At 47.5% G+C, this 22,385-nt stretch carries 18 protein-coding genes and 4 pseudogenes; 11 read left to right on the top strand and 11 right to left on the bottom strand.

The genetic code is table 11. The features are described from left to right. Positions 1 to 82: 82 nt before the first annotated feature. A pseudogene (locus EL143_RS00115) lies at positions 83 to 735 on the bottom strand (IS1595 family transposase). Between the two features lie 217 nt (positions 736 to 952). Between EL143_RS00115 and EL143_RS00120 the strand changes: the two are divergent. The 7 genes and pseudogenes from EL143_RS00120 (at position 953) to EL143_RS00150 (ending at position 7,255) form a co-directional block, all read left to right on the top strand. Further along, positions 953 to 3,025 carry a carbon starvation CstA family protein gene (locus EL143_RS00120; protein ID WP_085417353.1) on the top strand — a complete coding sequence of 691 codons (2,073 nt, stop codon included), beginning with the start codon at positions 953 to 955 and terminating at the stop codon, positions 3,023 to 3,025. 1 nt (position 3,026) lies between these two features. After that, positions 3,027 to 3,227: a YbdD/YjiX family protein gene (locus EL143_RS00125; protein ID WP_085417354.1), complete on the top strand. Its 201-nt coding sequence runs from the start codon at positions 3,027 to 3,029 to the stop codon at positions 3,225 to 3,227. Between the two features lie 116 nt (positions 3,228 to 3,343). Continuing rightward, positions 3,344 to 3,652: an IS630 transposase-related protein gene (locus EL143_RS00130; protein ID WP_126326453.1), complete on the top strand. Its 309-nt coding sequence runs from the start codon at positions 3,344 to 3,346 to the stop codon at positions 3,650 to 3,652. 145 nt (positions 3,653 to 3,797) lie between these two features. Further along, positions 3,798 to 4,148, top strand: a pseudogene (locus EL143_RS00135) (nicotinate phosphoribosyltransferase); the annotation flags it as partial. A 757-nt stretch (positions 4,149 to 4,905) separates the two neighbouring features. Next, complete coding sequence (gene ybeY, locus EL143_RS00140; protein WP_085417356.1) at positions 4,906 to 5,421, top strand: rRNA maturation RNase YbeY; 516 nt, start codon at positions 4,906 to 4,908, stop codon at positions 5,419 to 5,421. 1 nt (position 5,422) lies between these two features. After that, positions 5,423 to 6,253, top strand: coding sequence for an HlyC/CorC family transporter (locus EL143_RS00145; protein WP_085417357.1), 831 nt, complete (start codon positions 5,423 to 5,425; stop codon positions 6,251 to 6,253). Between the two features lie 39 nt (positions 6,254 to 6,292). Next, positions 6,293 to 7,255 (top strand): hypothetical protein, encoded by a 963-nt coding sequence (locus tag EL143_RS00150; protein WP_126326455.1) that lies wholly within the window; start codon positions 6,293 to 6,295, stop codon positions 7,253 to 7,255. Between the two features lie 170 nt (positions 7,256 to 7,425). Here the strand turns inward: EL143_RS00150 and EL143_RS00155 are convergent, their stop codons facing one another. Further along, positions 7,426 to 8,058 carry a hypothetical protein gene (locus EL143_RS00155; protein ID WP_126326456.1) on the bottom strand — a complete coding sequence of 211 codons (633 nt, stop codon included), beginning with the start codon at positions 8,056 to 8,058 and terminating at the stop codon, positions 7,426 to 7,428. 168 nt (positions 8,059 to 8,226) lie between these two features. On the opposite strand from EL143_RS00155, the gene EL143_RS00160 reads away from it, so the two are divergent. The 3 genes from EL143_RS00160 (at position 8,227) to rpoH (ending at position 11,877) form a co-directional block, all read left to right on the top strand. After that, entirely contained in the window at positions 8,227 to 9,105 is an 879-nt protein-coding gene (locus tag EL143_RS00160) for a DUF808 domain-containing protein (protein ID WP_085417360.1), read from the top strand. Positions 9,106 to 9,211: 106 nt separating this feature from the next. Beyond that, positions 9,212 to 10,756 carry an apolipoprotein N-acyltransferase gene (gene lnt / locus EL143_RS00165; protein ID WP_085417361.1) on the top strand — a complete coding sequence of 515 codons (1,545 nt, stop codon included), beginning with the start codon at positions 9,212 to 9,214 and terminating at the stop codon, positions 10,754 to 10,756. 260 nt (positions 10,757 to 11,016) lie between these two features. Continuing rightward, on the top strand, positions 11,017 to 11,877 hold the full coding sequence (rpoH, locus tag EL143_RS00170) for an RNA polymerase sigma factor RpoH (protein ID WP_040667432.1): 861 nt from the start codon (positions 11,017 to 11,019) through the stop codon (positions 11,875 to 11,877). Positions 11,878 to 12,027: 150 nt separating this feature from the next. On the opposite strand, the gene EL143_RS00175 is transcribed toward rpoH, so the two are convergent. The 6 genes from EL143_RS00175 to EL143_RS00200 all read right to left on the bottom strand — a co-directional run bounded on the left by EL143_RS00175 (position 12,028) and on the right by EL143_RS00200 (position 17,428). Continuing rightward, positions 12,028 to 12,954, bottom strand: a complete 927-nt coding sequence (locus EL143_RS00175) for a MetQ/NlpA family ABC transporter substrate-binding protein (protein ID WP_085417362.1) — start codon at positions 12,952 to 12,954, stop codon at positions 12,028 to 12,030. 128 nt (positions 12,955 to 13,082) lie between these two features. Further along, a complete protein-coding gene (locus EL143_RS00180; protein ID WP_085417363.1) occupies positions 13,083 to 13,769 on the bottom strand; it encodes a methionine ABC transporter permease in 687 nt (228 codons plus the stop codon). 2 nt (positions 13,770 to 13,771) lie between these two features. Next, the gene (locus EL143_RS00185) at positions 13,772 to 14,512 is read right to left on the bottom strand and encodes a methionine ABC transporter ATP-binding protein (protein WP_085417364.1); all 741 of its coding nucleotides are present in this window, start codon (positions 14,510 to 14,512) and stop codon (positions 13,772 to 13,774) included. Positions 14,513 to 14,838: 326 nt separating this feature from the next. Next, positions 14,839 to 15,756, bottom strand: coding sequence for a metal ABC transporter solute-binding protein, Zn/Mn family (locus tag EL143_RS00190; protein ID WP_085417365.1), 918 nt, complete (start codon positions 15,754 to 15,756; stop codon positions 14,839 to 14,841). 12 nt (positions 15,757 to 15,768) lie between these two features. Next, complete coding sequence (locus tag EL143_RS00195; protein WP_085417366.1) at positions 15,769 to 16,644, bottom strand: metal ABC transporter permease; 876 nt, start codon at positions 16,642 to 16,644, stop codon at positions 15,769 to 15,771. A gap of 58 nt (positions 16,645 to 16,702) precedes the next feature. Next, positions 16,703 to 17,428 (bottom strand): metal ABC transporter ATP-binding protein, encoded by a 726-nt coding sequence (locus EL143_RS00200; RefSeq protein ID WP_197719604.1) that lies wholly within the window; start codon positions 17,426 to 17,428, stop codon positions 16,703 to 16,705. Positions 17,429 to 18,004: 576 nt separating this feature from the next. Here EL143_RS00200 and EL143_RS00205 point away from each other — a divergent pair. Next, a pseudogene (locus EL143_RS00205) lies at positions 18,005 to 18,959 on the top strand (IS30 family transposase). 1,213 nt (positions 18,960 to 20,172) lie between these two features. Here the strand turns inward: EL143_RS00205 and EL143_RS12995 are convergent. From EL143_RS12995 to EL143_RS00220, 3 genes and pseudogenes are all read right to left on the bottom strand, one after another. Further along, positions 20,173 to 20,978: pseudogene (locus tag EL143_RS12995) on the bottom strand (integrase core domain-containing protein). Between the two features lie 304 nt (positions 20,979 to 21,282). Beyond that, on the bottom strand, positions 21,283 to 21,645 hold the full coding sequence (locus EL143_RS00215) for a roadblock/LC7 domain-containing protein (protein WP_009117308.1): 363 nt from the start codon (positions 21,643 to 21,645) through the stop codon (positions 21,283 to 21,285). A 108-nt stretch (positions 21,646 to 21,753) separates the two neighbouring features. After that, entirely contained in the window at positions 21,754 to 22,383 is a 630-nt protein-coding gene (locus EL143_RS00220; protein WP_085416825.1) for a peptidase M23, read from the bottom strand. Positions 22,384 to 22,385: the final 2 nt, after the last annotated feature.

Raw genomic sequence — 22,385 nt, forward strand, 5'->3', positions numbered from 1 at the left:
GGTTAACAACAAAGTTAAACAGGCTGCATCATAACATATGCCTGTCTGAAATGGTTAAGCTTAGGGCTGTACTAGATAAGCCCTAAACATCACACCATTTTCGCAGCATTTTAAGCTGCTCAGACAGTGTGCCAAAATTAAAACGAAATTCGCATTCTTTCAAGAACAGCGGGAAAGATTTGCGGTCGATACCGTTGTATTTACGAAGTCCCCGTTTTGCCTGATTCCAAAAATTTTCGATGCCGTTAATGTGGTTCTGACGATCAACAAATAATTTGCTGCGGTTGATACGATGATGGGTAAAACCACTCACATCCAGCACATCATAACTGCTCAGACCGTCTGTATAGACAATGCTATCCGACATGATTTTCTTTGTAATAGCAGGCAACAAGCCTTCCCGTTTGGCGTTTTCCACCACCACGGTATAAACCTTCCCGCCGCGTTTGAGGATGCCAAAAACCGCCACTTTCCCTGCGGCGCCGCGACAGCGTTTGCCTTTACGGTATCCGCCAAAATAACTTTCATCCAATTCGACAGCACCATCAAAAACCGCATCGGCCTCCAAAGCAAGATGATGGCTGATGACTTCGCGGATTTTGCGGTAGAACAGAGCCGCTGAATTGGAATGGATGCCTAACAAATCGGCAGCAGAACGGGCGGTTACTTCAAGTACAAAAATTGAAGCAACTTCTTTTGAATACTCTTTTTTAATTTACAACGAGTTATCTTCATTTTTGCAGTCTCGCATGACTGCTTATCTAGTACAGCCCCTTATTTTTTCGATTGTAAAGATTTATTTATTTTGCTGTTTATATGTTAACCTCGCAAGCGTAAAAGAAGAATGATGTAACACAGATCGGTAAACGGCTGTCTGTCGGTGTTGCTGCTTGGAAGGATACCCAACAGCATGGCCGGTAATTTGATAAAAAGCAGTTCAAGGAGATGAATTATGAAGCAGCTCAAATCATTTGTGATTTGGGGACTGGTGGTCTTGGTCGGCCTTGCCTCGTTTACCACATTGGCAATGAGCCGGGGCGAGCAGATAAGCGCGATTTGGATGGTTTCGGCTGCCGTTTCGGTGTATTGCATTGCCTACCGTTATTACAGCCTTTATATCGCCAATAAAGTGATGCAGCTCGACCCGAACCGCCTCACCCCTGCCGAACGGCACAACGACGGTTTGGACTATGTGCCGACGCACAGAGGCGTGCTGTTCGGCCACCATTTTGCGGCGATTGCTGGGGCAGGGCCGCTGGTAGGACCGGTATTGGCCGCGCAGATGGGTTATCTGCCGGGTACGCTTTGGATTATTTTCGGTGTGGTGTTTGCCGGTGCCGTGCAGGACATGATGGTGTTGTTTGTTTCCATGCGCCGCGACGGTAAATCGCTGGGCGATATTGTGAAGCAGGAGCTGGGCACCATCCCGGGTGTGATTGCCTCCATCGGCATTCTGATGATTATGGTCATCATTATGGCCGTGCTGGCGCTGATTGTGGTGAAAGCTCTGGTACACAGCCCGTGGGGCACGTTCACCATTGCAGCCACCATTCCGATTGCCTTGTTTATGGGCATTTACACGCGCTATATCCGCCCGGGTAAAATCGGCGAGATTTCCGTTGTCGGCTTTATTTTGCTGATGCTGGCGATTGTGTACGGTGAAAACGTGGCGCAAAGCTCGTTCGGCCAATGGTTTGACCTGGACGGCGTAGGGCTGACTTGGGCGATTATGATTTACGGCTTTATTGCGGCCGTATTGCCCGTTTGGCTGCTGCTCACGCCGCGGGATTATCTTTCCACTTTCCTGAAAATCGGCACCATCATTGCATTGGCTATCGGCATTGTGATTGTGAACCCGCCGCTCTTGATGGATCCGGTAACCAAGTTTATCGACGGCACAGGCCCTGTGTTTTCAGGCAGCCTTTTCCCGTTCCTGTTCATCACGATTGCCTGCGGTGCCGTTTCCGGCTTCCATGCGCTGATTTCTTCAGGCACCACGCCGAAAATGGTGGAAAACGAAACCCATGTGCGCATGATCGGTTACGGCGGCATGTTGATGGAAAGCTTTGTGGCGATTATGGCTTTGGCCGCCGCCGCTTCGCTTGACCCGGGCGTGTATTTCGCTATGAACAGCCCTGCCGCGCTGATTGGTACGGATGCCACCAACGCAGCTTCTGTGATTACCAATAAGCTGGGTTATCCGGTTACTGAAACCGCTTTGCTGCAAATGGCGAAAGATGTGGGCGAAAACACCATTCTCTCGCGTGCCGGCGGTGCGCCGACTTTGGCAGTAGGTATGGCCAACATTATGAGCCAGCTGATTTCCGGCCCGGGCATGATGGCTTTCTGGTATCACTTTGCATTGCTGTTTGAAGCCTTGTTTATCCTTACCGCGGTAGATGCCGGCACACGCGTGGCACGCTTTATGATTCAGGATTTGGGCGGTGTGTTTTACAAACCGTTCTCCAATACCGACAGCCTGCCTGCCAACCTGATAGCCACTTTTATGGCTGTTGCTCTGTGGGGCTATTTCCTCTACACCGGCGTAACCGACCCGCTGGGCGGCATCAACTCGTTGTGGCCGCTTTTCGGCATTGCCAACCAAATGTTGGCAGGCGTGGCGCTGATTATGTGTACCGTTGTATTGGTCAAAATGAAGCGCGAGCGCTATATGTGGGTAACTTTGGTGCCTGCCTGCGGCGTATTGTTTGTAACGTGTTATGCCGGTTTGCAAAAGCTGTTCCACAGCGACCCGCGCATCAGCTTTTTATCGCATGCCGCCAAATATCAAGCTGCTTTGGACAAAGGCGAAGTATTGGCACCGGCAAAAGATGCCGCGCAAATGTCGCGCATTATTTTGAACGACTATGTCAATTCCGGCCTTACCGTATTATTCTTGTCGGTAGTGGTTGTGGTGGCCTTTTACGGCGTGCGCGTTGCGCTGAAAGCCAGCAAAATCGCATGGCCGACCGCCAAAGAAGTGCCTGCCGTTATGCGCAATGAAGTAACGAAAACAGAGGCTTGATATGTCTTGGACGCAACGCATCCGAAAACTATGGAAAAGCGCGCGTGTGGCCGCGAATCTGATGGCCGGCGTGCCGGATTATGAAAATTACGTTGCCCGCCAGCGTAAACACAATCCCAATGCACCCGTGATGACTGAATTGCAGTTTCAAGATTATTGCAGCAAGCGCCGCTGCGGCAGCAACGGTGGTAAATGCTGCTGAGATAAACCTGTGTTGAATCAAGAAAGCCACCCGAAATATTCGGGTGGCTTTTGGTTTTTCAGACAGGCATATTAGTAAATATAATTAATCAACTTAATTTAAATTACAATCTGTTCATGACCTATTCAACAGACTTCCGAAAGCTTGCCTTAGCAAAACCCGCACAAGGCATCTCTATCCGCAAAGTAGCCCGGGAACCCGGTATCAGCCCCGATACAGTATACAAATGGAAAAAGAACCCCGTCCCCAAAGGTTACCCCAAAGATAGAAAACCCCGCAAAATCAGCAGGCAGGCACTTCTTCAGGATGTTGCCCAATACCCCGATGCGTATTGTGCCGAACGGGCGCAACGTTTCCGCTGCTCAACCAATGCCGTCCACAAGGCATTGAAAAGATACGGAATCAGACGAAAAAAAGACCCATAAACATCCCAAAGCCGATACCCGGCTCAGGAAACGTTTTCACAAACTCAAACACCGTCTTCATCTGAAAGGACGCCCGATCGTCTGTTTGTATGAAAGTGGGTTCAGAGCCTCCGCCTACCGTCCTTACGGCTATGCCGCCAAAGGCAGCGGCGAGCCTTATCTTTGGGGCGACAAAGCCTACGCCCACTACAAAAAGCTCAAAATCGACAGCCGCACCAAAATGCTCACGTTCTCCGACGGCCTCAATATCGACAAATCATGGGCGCTGCACCAATATTTCAAAGACCGCTTCAAAACCAGCTTCGGCATCGGCACCAATCTTACCAACGATTTAGGCCACACCACGCTGAACATCGTTTTGAAGCTGGTAGAATGCAACGGCCAATCCGTTGCCAAACTTTCCGACAGTCCCGGCAAAACCATGACCGACAACGACACTTTCCTGGCCTATCTGCGGCAAGTGTTTCAGATTCCCGAGCCGGAAGAATCAAAATAAACAGAGTTCCCATCAAAAATTGCCTGTCTGAAAATTTCAGACAGGCAATTTTCGTTTTCTTCTTATATAGTAAATCAACTTAAAAAATAGTACGCCCGTCATACTCGGGCTTGGTCCGAGTATGACGGTATCGTTATTAAACTTAAGTAAATTGACTATAGTTAGTTTTTACAGTTAGTTTTTCATGCCGATATTCTTTAAATTTCAATACCCAAATCATAAATATTTCATAAACCAAATCAGGTGATAAAACAGGCAAACAAACCTTTACTTACAATAAAAATCATAGAAACATCAAGCCACCCTAATGCATTTAGGATTCATTCCGGGAACTGAAGGAAATTAATGTCAACTAAAATCAATATTTAATTAATATGGCGCTAACCCAATGAAAGAAATAGTTAAAAAAACAACAAGTGTAAAATTTCTTATTATCACAGATACCATCATATTCATATGTTTCTTTATTATTTTCCGATATTACAATCACGCTTCAATAAGCAAAGCTTTTCTAATGAGCTCAAGTATTACATTACTCAGCTTTATCGGAGCCATTTTAGTAAACAAATTCCCTAAATCACGCTAAATTCATGAGCCGTATTCATACTTGTTGTCTCATTCATAGACTAACAAGCGCATAGTAAGAAATATTCCGAAATCCTAAAACGGTAAACCGAAACCGTACGGATATTTTTTCAGACAGGCATAACTTGTTATAATGCCTGTCTGAAAAAATCTGCCGAACACATCCCTCTCCATGAAATCCGCCAAACGCTACCCTTTCCTAAAGCTGCAACAAAAGCGCTTCAGCCTCTATTTTGAAAACCGCACAAACCTCCCCCAAATCCCCACCGAGCAACAGTTCCGCCTTTGGATATGGCATGCCCTCAAAAACGAATACCGCCGTGCCGACATCAGCCTGATTCTGCTCGATGAAGAAGACGCACGCGCCTACAACCGCGACTACCGGGGCAAAGATTACGCCACCAACGTATTGAGTTTTGCGCTTGACGAAGGCGAAACCGTGCTCGCGCAAAACCCCGACACCCTCAGCGGCGATCTGATTATCTGCCCGCAAGTCGTTGCCGGAGAAGCCGCCGAACAAGGAAAAACACTCGAAGCGCATTTTGCCCATCTTACCCTGCACGGCACATTGCATTTAATGGGCTATGACCATATTTCCGAGGAACAAGCCGAAATCATGGAATCACTTGAAATCAAGCTGTTAAATCAGTTAGCATACCCAAACCCTTACCAACAGGACGAAATCTGATATGGAAGACCCGTCGAAGCCCAATTTTTTTGAACGTCTTATCAGCCGCATCACCAACGATGCACCCGAATCCGCCGAAGAAGTAGTCGACATCCTGCGTCAGGCGCACGACCGTAAAGTTTACGATGCCGAAACCTTGCAGCGGCTGGAAAAAATATTGGATTTCAATGAACTGGAAGTGCGCGACGCCATGATTACGCGCGCCCAGATGAACGTCATCAAATCGGGCGACAGCTTGGAGCGGATTGTTGCCTACATCATCGAAACCGCCCATTCGCGCTTTCCCGTTATCAGTGAAGACAAAGACAATGTTCTGGGCATTCTGCATGCCAAAGACCTATTGAAATATGCGTTTGGCCACGAGCATTTCCATTTGGAAGGCATTCTTCGACCGGCCGTTTTCGTGCCCGAAGGCATGCCGCTGAACATGCTGCTTAAAGCCTTCCGCGAGCAGCGCAACCACATGGCCGTGGTTATCGACGAATACGGCGGCGTATCGGGGCTGGTTACATTTGAAGACCTGATTGAAGAAATCCTCGGCGATATCGAAGACGAATTCGATGAAGACGACAGCGCCGACAACATTTTCGCCGTGTCTGAAGGCCGCTGGCGCATCAACGCCTTTACCGAAGTGGAAGACATCAACGACTATTTCGGCACCGACTATGACGACGAAGAAGCCGACACCATCGGCGGCTTGGTTATCCAAGAATTGGGGCGCTTGCCCGTGCGCGGCGAAAAAGTCACGCTGGGCCAGCTGCAATTTACCGTAGCCCGTGCCGACAACCGCAGGCTGCACACCTTAATGGCAACTAAAATTAGAGAAGAATAAGTCTTCACAATCTACCTAAATTTACCGGAGGAATGATATATGGGTGAAAAAATTCGTGGAAAGTTAAAATCCATTTACGGCGGGAGGGCGGCAGCAGGACGAGACAGGCTTCCCTTATCAGTGTTGAAAGGCATGACTCCCGAACAACATTGTCAACAAGAAATTAAAAAATCATCCGGGAAAGGCTATTTCAAAAAACAATCACCCGGTGAGGACGTATGCATGCTACCCGGAGGTTATTTTTCAGGGGGAAACTTAGAAGGCGTTTTCAGCTATTACTATGATACTTATGAAAAAATTGAATTAAGCTCAGAAACCACGGCGACTCTGCCTAAAAATCGGACGCGCACTACAATTGGCGTAGGCGAAGAAGTAACAATCTATTCTAACACTCCTGTAAAATGGCAGGTCAATACAAGCTTAATCAACTCGTCTGTTCCACAGGGACTATCCAACCGGTTCACTTTTACGGCACTTGATAAAGCTGGTTCGGTAACCATCACTGCGAAACATGATTATGATGAAGAAAGCATTACATTTTCAATTATAGAACCTAAAGAAGTAAAATTTAAATTAGCCAAAAAAGTACATATTAAAGATGTGATGGGCACCGGCTTTACAGCCGATATGTTTATATTACCCAATACCGTAAATTTCAGCGCCATCCAATTCCGTGAATTAGAAAGCTACGCTCGGGGCAGCGGCATACTTTCCGATGCAACCGGCCAGCCTCACGGCGACTATAAAGATGGCGGGAGCAAATGGCTGGAATGTTTTTACAGCAACGGCAAGCCAAACTACCTAAACGGAACAGATTTAGCCTATGGCGGAAGAAACGATTACCCTGTTCCTTTACCGTTGCCGGAAAGTGGAAATGTTACTTTTTTTATTTACTATGAATGGAAATTAGGCAAACACGGTCGCCCAAAAAAAAATAAATTCCGCCGTTATTCAAACCACCCGCATTCAAACGAACGGCTATATTACAACAAGAAAAAATGATCAGTATATAACTTCCTATTATAAAGATCCCACTATAAACCCGCCAGATCGAATCCCTAACCCTAAACCCATTCCGAAGAATCAATGGAACAAGCCCAAACAGAAATAATGGAATGAAAATAAACGGTATACCTATGTAAAAGTAGGTATACCGTTTATTTTCATTTATATTAATTATTCATTTTAAATGATTCATATAATCCCAGCTCATGAAAGAAAGCATCTCTTACCTCAGGCCACTGGGATAAATCATGCTTCACATTCCATATGATTTTCTCTCTGTCTTCAGCTTTATTCAGATCATAAAACTGCCCGATATATTGTGTATAGTCGGCAACAGAAGCATTAAACTTATCAATCTCCCTCAACTCGTTTTGTATCTCGCAGCTTTGGCCGGCAGCAAAACGGGCGACCGAGCTGATCACATCTTTCATTGCCACACTATATATCATGCACCCTATGCGGTTTTCTTGAGGAAAATATTTGGGATTCTTTAAATCAAAAGCAACATGGTTTGCCAATCTATAAGCTCTGGTGACCAACTTTAGCCATTCATCCCGGTTATCTTGATTAATATGTCCTTCCCTGGCAAGCAGGCGTAGTTGATCGGTTGCCAATGAAAGCGACGCTCTTTTGTCACCTTCTGGAAAGCCCCTGTTGAAATAACCATCCAGCTGCACAGAGATTTCTTTCAGTGATGCCACATCTTGGGAAGACGGCCGCGGTTGCGGTGAATACGATTGCAATCCAGTGCAACCCGATAACATCAATAAAGCAGAAGTCAGTAAGATATTCCATTTCATTTTTATACTCCCTTAATTTTTTATACTTTTGAATCAATAAACAGTCAATCTTTACCTAATACCAAACCTGTCTGAAAATATACCACAACTGTATTAATATACGCATGCTTTATCCGTTATAATATTCCCAAAAAACGAACCATCCAAGAACTAAGGACTACTTCACACATGGCTTTTTCCACCCTCTTTACCCTGCTCGACGACATCGCCTCCATCCTTGATGACGTTTCCCTGATGACTAAAATGGCAGCCAAAAAAACCGCCGGCGTGGTCGGCGACGATTTGGCCCTCAATGCCAACCAAGTGACCGGCGTACAGGCCGACCGCGAATTGCCGATTGTATGGGCAGTCGCAAAAGGCTCGTTGATTAATAAGGTGATTCTGATTCCGGTTGCTCTGCTGCTTTCGGTATTCGCGCCGTCGCTGATTGTGCCGCTGCTGATGATAGGCGGCGCTTATCTGTGTTTTGAAGGTGTGGAAAAGCTGCTGCACAAATTTTTGCACAAAGATGATGAAAGCCATGCCGGCGGTACCGTCAAACCCGATGAAGTGATTAGTGAAAAAGACAAAATCCGCGGCGCTATCCGCACCGATTTCATTCTTTCTGCCGAAATCATCATCATCGCTTTGGGCGTGATGGCACAATCGCCGCTCAGCGTGAAAATCATTTCCCTTTCCGCAATCGGCATCGGCATCACCATCGCTGTTTACGGCTTGGTGGCCGCGATTGTGAAAGCCGATGATTTGGGTTTGAAAATGATGCAGCAAGGCGGCGCTTCGGCCACCGTCGGCAAGGGCATTATCAGCTTTATGCCTTGGTTTATGCGCTTTTTGAGCGTGGCCGGTACCATTGCCATGTTTTTGGTCGGCGGCGGCATTTTTGTACACTATGTCGACAGCCTGCACCATTTCCTCGAAGCGCGCGGCTGGGCCGACGGACTGATGGGCAACCTCGCCAGCTTGGTGGTGGGTGTGGTTATCGGCGCCATCGTATGCGCCGTGGTGCTGCCGCTGATGAAAGCTTTCGGCAAGAAAGAAGCCCACTAACCCGTCCGGCAAACACCGGATGGCCAGGCTGTAGTGAACCACTATAATATAATGCCTGTCTGAAAACTTTTTCAGACAGGCATTACTCACACACTATCTATATATTATGGCATTTTCTCGTTTCGACACCTTGTGGCAAAAACCCGCCGTTTACTGGCCGCTGCTGGTTATTCTGGCTGCCGCCACACCTTTCACATTCGCACCGTATTACCATTTCTGGTTGATGCCGCTCATCTTCGGCGCCCTGATCCGCCTGCTTGAATTGCGGCCTAGGTGCCAAATCCGCAGCGCCTATCTGTTCGGGCTGATTGCCTATGTCTGCCAGTTTTACTGGATACACACCGCCCTGCACGATATTTCCGGTCTGCCCAATATTTATGCCATACCGCTAACCTTCCTTCTACCCGCTTATTTGGCCCTGTTTCCCATGCTGGCCGTGTGGCTGTGGCAGAAAACCCGCCTCAGCCGCCCGCTGAAAACCGGCATCGCCCTACCCGTTTACTGGACGCTTGCCGAATTCGCCCGAGAGCGCCTGCTCACAGGCTTCGGCTGGGGCGCTTTAGGCTATTCTCAAATTGCCGACTTCAGCCCGTTGGCCGGGTTCGCTCCCGTTGGCGGCATTCATTTGGTTACACTCGCCACCGCTTTTGCCGGCGCTTGGCTTGTGCTGGTTATCGACAACCCCGGGCAAACCAAACAACGCATCGTCAGCGCCGCCGCACTCGCCACCCTGCTGCTTACCGGCGGTTTGTTGCACCAAGTAGAATTCACCCGGCCGGACGGCAGCAAAGCCACTGTTGCCCTGCCGCAAGGCAATATCCCGCAAACCCTGAAATGGGACGAAGCCCAAGTTCTGCCGACCATACAGCGGTATCTCAACATGGTTTCCGCCACCCGCGCCGATATTGTTATCCTGCCTGAAACCGCGCTTACCGTGATGCGGCAGCAGCTGCCTCCCGAAATACTCGGCTATTTTTCCGAACAAGCCAAAACCAACGGCAGCGCCCTGGCCATCGGCATCGCCCAATTCACCGATAACGGCACCAATTACGAAAACGCCGTCATCAATATGTCGGCCTACAATCCTGCCCAACCCGACGATCTACCCTATTATGCCAAAAACCACCTCGTCCCTTTCGGCGAATACAAGCCTCTGCCCGCCATTATCGAGCCGCTCTACCAAATGATGAACATGCCGCTGGCCGACTTCAAACGTGGCGGCAGCAACCAACAGCCCTTGATTATGGGCAACCAGAAAGTCGCTTTCAATATCTGCTATGAAGACGGTTTCGGCGACGAACTCATCGCGCCCGCCAAACAAGCCAGCCTGCTCGCCAACGCCAGCAACCTCGCCTGGTACGGCAAATCCAATGCCATGTACCAACACCTCCAACAATCCCAAGCCCGCTCGCTGGAGCTCGGCCGCTACATGGTACGCGCCACCAACACCGGCGCCACCGCCATTGTCGATCCCAAAGGCCGCATCACACTGTCCGCCCCGGCCGACACCGTTACCACATTGGAAGGCGAAATCCGGGGCTACACCGGAGAAACCCCCTATATGAAGCTCGGCGGTTCGTGGCCGCTGATCAGCCTGCTCGGTTTGGCTGCCGCTGCCTTGTTCGGCTTCAGCCGAAAACGCAAGTTTTAAGCCCCAATGCCTGTCTGAAACACATTCAGACAAGCATTGCCACAATCCCGACAAACTCACTCAAATATTCAAAAACAATCAAATTTTAAAAAATACAAAATTTTACCTATTAAGTGTAGAACCAAACACAAAACTTCTGTCTAATAAGCATACACAAGTGTCGGGGCAGAACTGACAGAGAAAATTAACAATGTTACAATGCCCCACCTCCGCCAAACGATAAAAACAACGAAAGAAAAAGGAAACGACATACAATGACGATGAATCACGCTTTTGCATTACCCGTACCGAGTGGTCACGGCAGTTTGGAGCAGTACATTCATACCGTTAACAATATTCCCATGCTTTCCGCCGAAGAAGAAACCCATTTAGCGGAACGCCAAATTGCAGGCGACTTGGAAGCCGCCAAAAAACTCATTCTTTCCCACCTGCGCGTGGTTGTATCGATTGCGCGCGGTTACGACGGCTACGGCCTCAACCAAGCCGACTTGATTCAGGAAGGCAATATCGGCCTGATGAAAGCGGTAAAACGCTACGAACCTTCGCGCGGTGCCCGTCTGTTTTCATTTGCCGTACACTGGATTAAAGCAGAAATCCACGAATTTATTCTGCGCAACTGGCGTTTGGTTCGCGTAGCTACCACCAAACCTCAGCGCAAACTGTTTTTCAATCTGCGCAGCATGCGTAAAAGCCTGAATGCACTTTCGCCCAAAGAAGCCCAGGATATCGCAGACGATTTGGGCGTAAAGCTTTCCGAAGTTATGGAAATGGAACAGCGCATGACCGGACGCGACATCGGCATTTTGGCCGACAACAGCGACGATGAAGACAGCTACGCCCCCATCGACTGGCTTGCCGACAACGACAGCGAACCGACCCGCCAAATCGAATTGAAAGCCAACGAATCGCTGCAAACCGAAGGCTTGCAAAACGCATTGGCCAAACTCGACGACCGCAGCCGCCGTATCGTAGAAACCCGCTGGCTGCAAGACGACGGCGGGCTGACGCTGCACGAATTGGCCGCAGAATACGGCGTTTCAGCCGAGCGTATCCGCCAAATCGAAGCCAAAGCCATGCAGAAACTGCGCGGTTTCTTGGCAGAGGAAGCCGAAGCGGTTTAAGCACATAATCAAAAAATGCCTGTCTGAAAATTTTCAGACAGGCATTTTTATATAACGAACCAACTTAAAAATAGCATACTCATCATACTCGGGCTTAACCCGAGCATGACAGCGTTATTATGCAAGTTGATTGACTATAGCAAATCGGCTTTATTTAGAAGCTGCTGATGCGGTAACGGTTGAAGCCGCTTCGGCTTTCGCGCCTTGTGCTGCATTCAGGCCCCATGATTCGGGGTATTTGTAACCGGCAAAGCGGGTTTGCGCATATTTCTTAAACTCTTCAGAGTTATAAGCGGCTTCCACATCTTTCAACCACTTGCTGTCTTTATCGGCGGTTTTCACCGCAGACCAGTTCACATAAGCGTAGCTCGGCTCTTGGAACAGGGCTTCGGTCAGTTTGATGCCCGAGCTGGTTGCGTAGTTACCATTAATCACAGCAAAATCAACATCTTGACGGCTACGCGGCAGCTGTGCAGCTTCCAATTCTACGATTTGCAGATTTTTCGGATTGGCGGCAATGTCTTTTTTAGATGCTGTCAGCGGATCGACATTGTCTTTCAGCTTGATCCAGCCCAATTCGTCAAGCATAACCAGAACGCGTGCGAAGTTTGAAGGATCGTTCGGCGCCGAAACGCTGCTACCCTCTTTCACGTCGTTCAACGATTTCAGTTTGCCGGGGTATAAACCCAAAGGTGCGGTCGGCACTTGGAAAATTTCTACCAAATCCAATTTGTGTTCTTTTTTGAAATCGTCAAGATAAGGCTTGTGCTGGAATACGTTGATATCCAGCTCGCCTTGCGCCAATGCCTGATTGGGGCGTACATAATCGGTAAACTCAACCAATTCAACTTGATAGCCTTGTTTTTCCAAAGCAGGCTTCACTTGCTCGCGCACCATATCGCCGAAATCACCGGCGGTTGTGCCGAATACGATTTTGCTTTTTTCAGCGCCTGCCTGCGCAGCAGAAGCACCTGAGGCGGCAGGAGCGGCGTTATCTTTTTGTCCGCCGCAAGCCGACAGCGCAATGGCAATAACACCGGCTGACAGGGTTTTGAACAACAATGTGTTAGGTTGCATATCAAGCTCCTTAAAATGTAAGTGTGTTAAATAGGGGGTGTTTCATATCAGTATCGACAGCCGGGCCACGGCTTATCAATATTTTCTAGAATGCCTGTCTGAAAGTTTTCAGACAGGCATTCTGCTTCTCAGCGCTTATCCAATTTACGGGCAATCAAATTGCCCAAGCTTTGTATCACAATCACAGCCAATACCAACACGGCTACGATAAACACCATCATATCGGTTTGGAAACGGTGGTAGCCGTAGCGCACCGCCAAATCGCCCAAACCGCCGCCGCCGATCATGCCCGCTGCCGCGCTATACGACAAAATGCCGATGCTCAATACTGTAATGCTCAACACCATGCCCGAACGCGCTTCGGAAAGCAGCACTTTGAAAATGATAGCGGTCGGTGATGCGCCCATACTGGTCGCCGCTTCTATAATGCCGCGCGGCACTTCGCGCAGGTTTTGCTCCACCAAGCGGGCGAAATAAAACATACCGGACACGGATAAAATCAAAGAAGCCGCATACGGGCCTATGCTTTTACCGATCAACAATAAGGTCAGCGGCCCCATCGCCACCATCAAAATCACAAAAGGAAATGCACGGATCAGGTTGATCACATTATCCAAAACTTTATTGGCCGTGCGGTTATAAAAAAGCATGTGGTTTCCGGTGGCAAACATCCCGATGCCGAGCAAAGTGCCGAACAACACGGAAACCGGAACGGAAATGCCCATCATGATGCAGGTTTCCCAAGCAGCTTTCAATATTTCGGATTTCATGCCCCACAAATTATCCACCGCTTGGGCAAAACTTAAATCAGCCATTATCAATCCTCCCGAATCAGTTCGCGGCCGATTTCTGATCGGGCGTGGATTTGGTTATTGTTCACATCCACCACTTCCAGCAGCTTACCGTGATGCAAGAGTGCGGTACGGTCGCACAGGCGGCGGATAACGCTCATCTCATGAGTAACAATCACAATTGTAACATTAAATTTTTTATTAATCTCTTCCAAACACGCCAACACATTCCGCGTAGTGAAAGGATCCAATGCAGAAGTGGGTTCGTCGGCCAAAATCACTTTCGGGCTCGGCGCCAGCGCGCGTGCGATGCCGACACGCTGCTTTTGCCCGCCCGACAACTGCGCGGGATAGTGTTGCGCCCTATCGCTCAAATGCACGATTTCCAGACACTCGTCCACTCTGGCTTGGATTTTGGCTTTATCCCAACCGGCGATTTCCAGCGGAAACGCCACATTTTCGGCAACGGTTCGGTTACTCAGCAAATTAAACTGCTGAAAGACCATACCGATGTTTTGGCGCGCTTTTCGCAAAGCGGCAGGTGAGAGCTCGGTTAAATCCTGCCCTTCTACAACCACGCGGCCTTCATCAGGCCGCTCCAAAAGGTTGATAAGGCGCAGCAGTGTGGATTTTCCTGCCCCTGAATAGCCCATCAGGCCGAAAATTTCCCCCTGCTTGATTTCCAGGCTGGTCGGTTCAACCGCGGTAAACCAGCCTCCGGTATCGCTGCTTCGGTAGCGCTTACTTACTTTATCTAAAACAATCATAAATGTGTGTATTCCTACTTTTGATTCTTTATTGGTTTCCCGTTTTCCGAAACAGAATAAAGCCCGATTGTGCTGAACACAAACGGGCCAAAATATAACAGCTTAAATGAAAAACTCTGTACGCTTTAGCTGTTTTAAACGCCCGCAAGCTGTGTCAAATCGGCGTGAAAATTCAATAGCGCTATTAAACGCTTTTTTTTGCTTAAAGTCAAGAAATAAAAACATTATTTTCATCGTTATAATATGCCTTGAAGCCAATGCCTGTCTGAATTTCAGACAGGCATTGCCGATATGACCCGATATAAGCCATATTATGCCCCAGAAACTTATTTCATTGCACCGCTCAACGTATCCACATTGTGGCGGTACATATTGATGTAAGTATTGGCAGGTGCGCCGCTGCTTAATGCGTCTGAATAAAGCTTGCCGCCCAGCTTCACACCGGTTTCTTTGGAAATGCGGTCTACCATGCGGGTATCTTTGATGTTTTCCGTAAATACCGCTTTGATGCCCTCACGTTTCACTTGGCGGATAATCGCCGCCACCTGTTTGGCTGAGGGTTGCGCTTCGCTGCTCACACCTTGCGGCGCGATAAATACGATGTCGTAACGCTTGCCCATATAGGCAAATGCATCATGACCGGTCAACACTTTGCGTTGGGCTTTGGGAACGGCATTGAATTTGCCCGATGCATAAGTATCCAGCTTTTTCAATTCGCCCTGATAGGCATTAAGGCGCTGCTGGTAATAAGCTTTGCCGGCCGGGTCGGCTTTAATCAAGGCATCCGCTACATTGGCAGCGTATTTTTGCATCAATACCGGATCGGTCCATACATGTGGATCATATTCACCATGATCATGGTCATGATGATGGTGGCCGCCTTCTTCCCCGTGATGATGATGGTGGCCGCCCTCCGGCATTTTTAAAGCGTTAATACCGGCAGCCGCTTCCGCATAGGCTACTTTGCTTTGTTTCACAGCGCGGGTAAGTTCGGCTTTTTCCAGCCCCAAACCATTCACCAACACCAACTTCGCACCGCTGATTTTTTTGATGTCTGCACTTGTCAGGTGATACGCGTGCGCGTCTTGATCCGCGCCGACCAAATTCTGAACGGCCACGCGTTCACCGCCGATTTGCTTGGTTACATCGCCCAGAATGCTGAAACTCGATACCACAGGCATCGGTGCGGCATGTAATGCGCCGGATACACAAAGTGCCAAAAGGCCGATTTTCCAATGTATCATTCTTCCACTCCTTTAATAAGCATGATGTTTCCGGCGGCGCAGCCATTTGGAAACCAAGCCGCTTTCCCAGCCGAAAACGATAGAAATCAAGTAAAACGCACCACACCATAAAATAATCGCTGGCCCTGAAGGTATTTCCACATAATATGAAAACAGCAAGCCGCCGATACCGCAAAGCAAAGCGAACACGCATGCCAAAAACAGCAGCATTCCCATATTGCGCGCCCATAAGCGGGCGGTAATTGCCGGCAGCATCATTAAGCCTACCGACATCAACGTGCCTAAAGCCTGAAATCCGGCTACCAGATTCATCACCACCAGCACGAGAAAAATCAAATGCCACAAACCGCCTTTGCCGTTTACCGCCCTCAAAAACAGCGGATCTATACTTTCCAGCAACATAGGGCGGTAAATCACGGCCAAAGTGATGATGGTTACGCTGGCGCTTACCGCTACCAACTGCAAAGCCGGTAAATCCACTGCCAGAATTGAGCCGAACAAAAGATGCAGCAAATCAATATTGCTGCCGCTTTGGCTTACCAATACAACCCCGATGGCCAGGCTGCTCAAATAAAATGCGGCAAAGTTTGCATCTTCTTTCAAATTGGTAAACCGGCTGACCAAGCCGGCCAGCAGCGCCATCAGCAAACCGGCGGCAAAGCCGCCCAAGCTCATGGCCGGCATGCTCAAACCGCCCAGCATGTAGCCGACGGCCGCACCGGGAAGCACGGCATGGCCGAGCGCGTCGCCTACCAAACTCATCCGGCGCATTACCAAAAACACGCCGACCGGCGCGCCCGACAAGGCGAGGAACACAACCGAAGCCAGCGCATAACGCATAAAGCCGAACTCGGCAAAAGGGGAAATCAGTAATTCGTATAAATTCATGTTTCAGCAGGTTTTCAGACAGGCATCATAAGCATGCCTGTCTGAAAACCGTTTTACCTCAAGCAACGCACCATTCTGCGCTTTCTGTTTTCTGCATCAATGCGGCCGCTTTCTGCAAATAAGCATCGGTCAGCACTTCTTCTGTTTTGCCTGCCGCCACTTTTTCCCGCGCCACTAAAAGCGTGTTCGGGAAATAGGCGTGCACTTGTTCATAATCGTGCAACACGGCGATAACCGCCTGGCCTTCCCTGCTGCATTGCTGCAAAACATCCAGCAGCGCGTAAGTAGTGCGGGCATCCACGGCATTAAAAGGCTCGTCCAACAGTAAAAACTTGGCCTCCTGCACCAGCATGCGGGCAAACAGGACACGCTGGAATTGGCCGTTGGACAAATGGGCAATCTGCCGTTGGGCAAACTCTTCCATACCCACCCGCTTGAGCGCCTGCATAACGCGCTTTTTTTGGTCGGCATTCATCCGGCCGAAAAAACCGATTTCATACCATAATCCCAAAGCTGCCAGTTCCAGCACCGTCATCGGCTGGTTACGGTCGATATCCGACTGCTGCGGCAGATAAGCAATATCTTTGCGCTCCATACCCTGCCACTTGATGCTTCCCGTTTCGGCTTTGAGCAAACCCATAACGGCTTTCAACAAAGTAGACTTACCTGCGCCATTGGGCCCGAAAATGACCCACATCGAGCCGTCTTCAAATTCCATATCGATATGGTGCACGGCAGGCTTGCGTTGATAGCTCACGGTAAGGTTATTAATGTGGATACTCATTCGGCAATCGCCCAAAAATATACGCCCCATAACACTGTCAGGGCCAAAGCCGCCAGCAATAGGCGTTGGACTAAGCCGGTTAATAAAAGATTCATTGTCTGTATCAGCGTGTTTGATAACAAATGCCTGTCTGAAACAGGCTTTTTGTTGTTTTAAAGAAATCGCATGCCACAAAGTTATGCATAAAGCATGCAATTATTTATCGGCAGAAAAACTTAATAAAGCAGAAATTTGGCATTCTGCTTCACAAGCGGAATGAATTTTATTTTTCTGCCCGTTTTTTAGGCAACGGATAAACTTGCTGCCATCATGGTTTCGCCATATTCAAGCTTAGCCCGAATACCTTGTTCATTGGCCTTCATCAAAAATGTCCGGCTCAAACCCGAGCATAATTGTTTCAGTTTATTTGCCCCAGCCAAGAAGCAACAGAACCAAAATGATACTGTATAACATTTCCCTTGTAAATTCACCACCCGACAATAATGCCCGGCGGATTCGGATTTGAAGTGCAACTTTCCATAACAGAAAAAGGCCGGTATGCGGTAGCATACGGCCTTTCCTGCAAGAAAGATTGCCATGAGCTACACACAACTGACCCAAGACGAACGATACCACATCCAATACCTATCCCGCCACCACACCGTCACCGAAATCGCCAAACAGCTTAACCGCCACAAAAGCACCATCAGCCGCGAAATCAGACGGCACAGTACACAGGAAAAGCCATACAACGCCGAAAAAGCCCAACAGCAAAGCCGGCTTACCAAACAGCGTAAGCGAAAACCCTATAAGCTCCATTCCCGGCTGATTCAACACATCGATACCCTCATCCGACTCAAACTCAGTCCCGAACAAGTGTGCGCCTATCTGTACAAGCACCACCAAATCACTCCACCACAGCACCGTCTATAACTACCTGCGCGACGACAAAAGCAACGGCGGCACTTGGTGGCAGCATCTCAGAATAGCCGGCAAATCCTACCGTAAACGCTACGGCAGTACATAGAGCAGAGGCAAAGTACCCGACCGCATCGGCATTGAAAACCGACCCGCCATCGTCGACCAAAAATCCCGCATCGGCGATTGGGAAGCCGACACCGTCGTCGGCAAAGATCAGAAAAGCGCATTACTGACCTTGGTCGAGCGGGTTACCCGCTACACCATCATCGCCAAAGACACCGCCAACGCCGTCATCAGGGTATTGAAGGCGCATAAAAACAGGGTACACACCCTGACCATGGATAACGGCAAAGAATTCTACCGACACATCCGAATAGCCCAAGCATTGGAGGCGGAAACCTATTTTTGCCGCCCCTACCATTCTTGGGAAAAAGGGCTGAATGAAAATACCAACGGACTCATCCGCCAATATTTCCCCAAACAAACCGATTTCCGCAACATTAGTGAGCGGGAAATACGCAGGGTTCAGGATGAACTGAACCATAGGCCAAGAAAAACACTTGGCTATGAAACGCCAAGTGTTTTATTCTTGAATCTGTTCCAACCTCTACTGCCTGAGTGTTGCACTTGAAATTCGAATCTAAGTTGGTTACTTTGGTTACTCGATATATATCTTATTGTTTTATATAGTTAATCAGTCATTTTTAACTTGGTTACTCGTTGGTTACCATTGGTTACTTTCAGACAGCCTAACCCTACCTGATAGCAGTTTTATTTTATTTAACAACATCTTAATGCAGTAACCAAGATTTTATATATTAAAATCATATAGTTACAAAAAGGTAACCAAGCAGTAACCAGCAAGTAACCAAAAATTTTATCACTTTTTTCTTTAAAATCAACGGAATAACCAAAGTAACCAAGTTTTTGAGGGTGTGTTATATATTTTTTTGCGGAAATGGTGTTTTAAATGATAGACGGTATCATTAGCGGCAAGCTGACAAGGCCGCCCAAAAAGCTGTTTACAGTACGCGGCAGCGTCTATGTGATAGCGAAAATGAATGTGCATACATACAGGGAAAACAGCCCGCCGATATACGCTAATATAATTGCGTTTGACAGCCGCGTATGAGCCTATCTACTGAAAAGAAAGCAAGGGGAAACCCTATCATTGGGCGGCATCATTACGCCTAAACTGACAGCGGAATACGGGTAAACGGAAATAGAGCTAGATTTAACCGTGAAAACCATCATGACAGGTTATCATATCGGGCAGGCAATAGGCAAAGGCCGTTTGTTTGATAAATGCCTGGCGTGAAAGTGTTAAGGTACTTTCCGGTATTTGATTCATGCGGGTAATTCGCACCGCGTTTTTTGTGAAGTGTAGCGGGTGTATAGCTTCCTTACTGGCTTTTGCTGAATGGGTAGGGGGTGTTAAAAGTTCGGGCGGCTTATATTCCTAGACCGCCCGCCCTCCCATTCACAGAATTTTTTTCCATGGAGAGTTGTTAAAGGTATTATTTAACAGTCTGATTAACATTAACTTTTTGATATTTTGTTGCGTGGTTTCGAGCGGTTTCAGACAACCTAAAAATGCGGCGGTTGCTTACCCCGTGATAGCGGTTAAGGTTGTCATGCCGCAATGAATGGGTAAACCGTGCAATCAGCCAATCCGCACATGCCTGAAAAATGATTTTCTACCCGCTTGCCACCCCCAGCCAAAAAGGTAAAAAATACCCTAAAACCGCTTTGACTTTTGTAAAAATACGGTACTTTTTACGGTATTTTTGTATTTTATATTTTTAAATATTAAAAATATCATATGTAAGAAATCCTCGCGTTGTTTACACAACAGATTGAGAAAAATAAGCCTGTAAAACCTCAAAAGGCGTATCGCCCTTCAAGCCCTTATGCGGCTTAACCGTATTATAAAAATTCACAAAACGGCACAATTCCTTCTGCCTGTGTTCCGAATCCATAAACGGAACTTTGTCATGCCACATTTCCATCAGGGTGCGGATTACCCGTTCTGCCTTACCGTTGGTCTGCGGTCGGGCAATACGGGTAAACTTCTGGTTGATGTTGTTCTGCACACAGGCAACCGCAAACGGATGCGACGCATTGCCACGGTATTCCATGCCGTTATCCGAATAGGCACATTCGATGGTATAAGGACAACAGTCAATCACATCACGCAAAAGGAACTTGGCCGCACTAGCCGCTGTACGGTCGGGCAAAATGGCCGCATACAGTTCGCGGGAATAGTCGTCAATGGCGACAAACAGGTAATCTCTCGAGGCGGTTGCTTTTTGGTTTTGCAACAAAGGCAGTCGTTTGGTGTCGAAATGCACCATTTCGCCGGGATAGGATTTGTTGTAGCGTTTGGCCTGTTTCTTGAGCTTTTCTTCGATGTTTTTTCCACTTTTGCCAAACGCTTCATTCCGTATTTGGCCTGTTTGAAACGGTTGTTGGTGCTGTTTTGTGGTGCGAGCAGCTGCAGCCGTGCCGCCTTTAGGATGCGGTAAATGGTAACCCTGCTGACTTGGTATTGCCGGGCCAGTGAGGTAACGGTGATTTTATCCTGCGTATAGGCGCGCCAAACGGCTTGGCGTTGGTGCGGGGTAAGGCGGGTGTTTTTATGGATGTTCATGGCAGTATTGTCTTTCAAATACTGTAAACAACGCTAGAGTTTCTTACATAATCATAATGTTATTATAAAAATTTGCGTCTCTCCGGCAAAACTTAAAAAATAAGGGGCTTAGGAAGCAAAATCACCAAATATAGTGACAAGCTTCCTAAGTCCCATTATTAATTAAATCAGAAATTTATATAAAAAATTAGTGTCTCTCCGTTTAAATACCACGCCAAAGTTGCAAGGTTTTTAGCTGCAGCTTTGGCGTGGTATTTAGGGCTAATCTACTTCAGCCACAAATTTTTGCTCGGTTTGTAATTTTTTAAAGAATATCAGCAATATGTTTTGCTGCTCTCTTCGCATCCAGCAAAATCAAACCTAGCTTACCACTTTCCTTCGCCATTAAAGTTAAAACAGCGTCAGAACCAGCTTGGTTCAAAAGAATGTAGCCTGTTTTACCCTTCACCATCACCTGATCCAGTTCACCACAAGCCAATTCGCCTGCAGCATGACTACCCAAAGCCAGCAACGTTGCCGACATAGCTCCCACTCTGTCTTGATCCAATGTTTTAGGCATCAATGTTGCTATCGGCAGACCATCAGTCGAAATAACGGCGGAGGCAATAATATCCACAGAAGTAGCGTTCAAATCGCTTAATACTGACATTAAAAGTTGTTCACGCATAGTTTTTCCAATTTATTAAAAATAAGCAGCTTGCTTGTTCAGTTTTCCCACAGTATCAAATTAAATTATTTCATTCATAAAAAAATTAATGGCTGCTTTTCAAATAGTTTAACGGTTGCTCAATGCTTTGATTAAAGAAACAAAAGCCTCTTGATTCAAATCAGGAACACCTCCAATTACTAATATCAACTTGCTTTGACCAATATATAAAGGAAAGAAAGTTAACTCCGTTTGCCCTGAAGGATCACAAATACCCCAAGCAGTATGATGGATATTTAAGTTATTCTTCAACAATAACTGATGGCGCTCACCAACAGCAACCACTTCACTGGCCAAAATACCTACTTCTTCTGCTGTTTCATGATGAAAGCCTGCGTTAGCAAAATATAATCCGTTTTGATCAGCCAATAAAGCTCGGCCAATATTTGATAATTTTCCTAATAACTCAGGCAGTTGTTCATCTGATAAGTGAACATTATTTACTGAAGGAGATTCATCTCCATACAAGAATTCCAGACGCTGTAAACGATACAACAAGCTAAGTGCTATATTGATATCACTTGTATCAGACCATGCTAAAAGCTTCTCTGTGCTGATTAACTCATCAGAATCAGCTTTTAACAAACCGTGCAATAAAGTTCGGCTGGCACTAGTTGTGTTATTAGAAACAGCATAATAAGCGCCTGCCGGAGTAATTCGCGGATACAAATTTGCTTGCAAAGAAAGTGTTGTGTCCATTC

Origin of the sequence: Neisseria canis (genome assembly GCF_900636765.1) — a bacterium.
Classification (GTDB): domain Bacteria; phylum Pseudomonadota; class Gammaproteobacteria; order Burkholderiales; family Neisseriaceae; genus Neisseria; species Neisseria canis.

Bases quoted from the DNA above. Each gene is read 5' to 3' on its own strand.
- EL143_RS00120 (WP_085417353.1), top strand. From the start codon at position 953: ATGAAGCAGCTCAAATCATTTGTGATTTGGGGACTGGTGGTCTTGGTC.
- EL143_RS00125 (WP_085417354.1), top strand. From the start codon at position 3,027: ATGTCTTGGACGCAACGCATCCGAAAACTATGGAAAAGCGCGCGTGTG.
- EL143_RS00130 (WP_126326453.1), top strand. From the start codon at position 3,344: ATGACCTATTCAACAGACTTCCGAAAGCTTGCCTTAGCAAAACCCGCA.
- ybeY (WP_085417356.1), top strand. From the start codon at position 4,906: ATGAAATCCGCCAAACGCTACCCTTTCCTAAAGCTGCAACAAAAGCGC.
- EL143_RS00145 (WP_085417357.1), top strand. From the start codon at position 5,423: ATGGAAGACCCGTCGAAGCCCAATTTTTTTGAACGTCTTATCAGCCGC.
- EL143_RS00150 (WP_126326455.1), top strand. From the start codon at position 6,293: ATGGGTGAAAAAATTCGTGGAAAGTTAAAATCCATTTACGGCGGGAGG.
- EL143_RS00155 (WP_126326456.1), bottom strand. From the start codon at position 8,058: ATGAAATGGAATATCTTACTGACTTCTGCTTTATTGATGTTATCGGGT.
- EL143_RS00160 (WP_085417360.1), top strand. From the start codon at position 8,227: ATGGCTTTTTCCACCCTCTTTACCCTGCTCGACGACATCGCCTCCATC.
- lnt (WP_085417361.1), top strand. From the start codon at position 9,212: ATGGCATTTTCTCGTTTCGACACCTTGTGGCAAAAACCCGCCGTTTAC.
- rpoH (WP_040667432.1), top strand. From the start codon at position 11,017: ATGAATCACGCTTTTGCATTACCCGTACCGAGTGGTCACGGCAGTTTG.
- EL143_RS00175 (WP_085417362.1), bottom strand. From the start codon at position 12,954: ATGCAACCTAACACATTGTTGTTCAAAACCCTGTCAGCCGGTGTTATT.
- EL143_RS00180 (WP_085417363.1), bottom strand. From the start codon at position 13,769: ATGGCTGATTTAAGTTTTGCCCAAGCGGTGGATAATTTGTGGGGCATG.
- EL143_RS00185 (WP_085417364.1), bottom strand. From the start codon at position 14,512: ATGATTGTTTTAGATAAAGTAAGTAAGCGCTACCGAAGCAGCGATACC.
- EL143_RS00190 (WP_085417365.1), bottom strand. From the start codon at position 15,756: ATGATACATTGGAAAATCGGCCTTTTGGCACTTTGTGTATCCGGCGCA.
- EL143_RS00195 (WP_085417366.1), bottom strand. From the start codon at position 16,644: ATGAATTTATACGAATTACTGATTTCCCCTTTTGCCGAGTTCGGCTTT.
- EL143_RS00200 (WP_197719604.1), bottom strand. From the start codon at position 17,428: ATGAGTATCCACATTAATAACCTTACCGTGAGCTATCAACGCAAGCCT.
- EL143_RS00215 (WP_009117308.1), bottom strand. From the start codon at position 21,645: ATGCGTGAACAACTTTTAATGTCAGTATTAAGCGATTTGAACGCTACT.
- EL143_RS00220 (WP_085416825.1), bottom strand. From the start codon at position 22,383: ATGGACACAACACTTTCTTTGCAAGCAAATTTGTATCCGCGAATTACT.